The following is a 245-nucleotide window of genomic DNA, read 5'->3' as shown; positions in this document are numbered from 1 at the left end:
CGCGGCCCCGTGCCCTGGACCGCACCCCCCGGCGCGCTGCCCGTGCGGCCGGGCAGCAAGGGCCTGCGCACCAGACAGGATCCCTGCGACATCCCGCCGCACGTCGAGTGGCGCGCGCCCACCGCGACCAACGTCCTCGACGGCCAGCCTCGCCGCAACAGCGGCGCCTCTCTCCAGCACCAGTATGAGCCGCAGGCGCACGACAGTTACAACAACCCCCCCTACCCACACCGCCACGCCGGCTC

At 74.3% G+C, this 245-nt stretch carries 1 pseudogene; it reads left to right on the top strand.

From position 1 onward, the window contains the following. Positions 1-42: 42 nt before the first annotated feature. Positions 43-245 (top strand): annotated as a pseudogene (locus ACQG3P_RS21870) (3-keto-disaccharide hydrolase); the annotation flags it as partial.

Source organism: Stenotrophomonas sp. SrG, from assembly GCF_050031795.1.
Classification (GTDB): domain Bacteria; phylum Pseudomonadota; class Gammaproteobacteria; order Xanthomonadales; family Xanthomonadaceae; genus Stenotrophomonas; species Stenotrophomonas rhizophila_A.
This window is presented reverse-complemented; position numbering and strand designations above follow the sequence as displayed.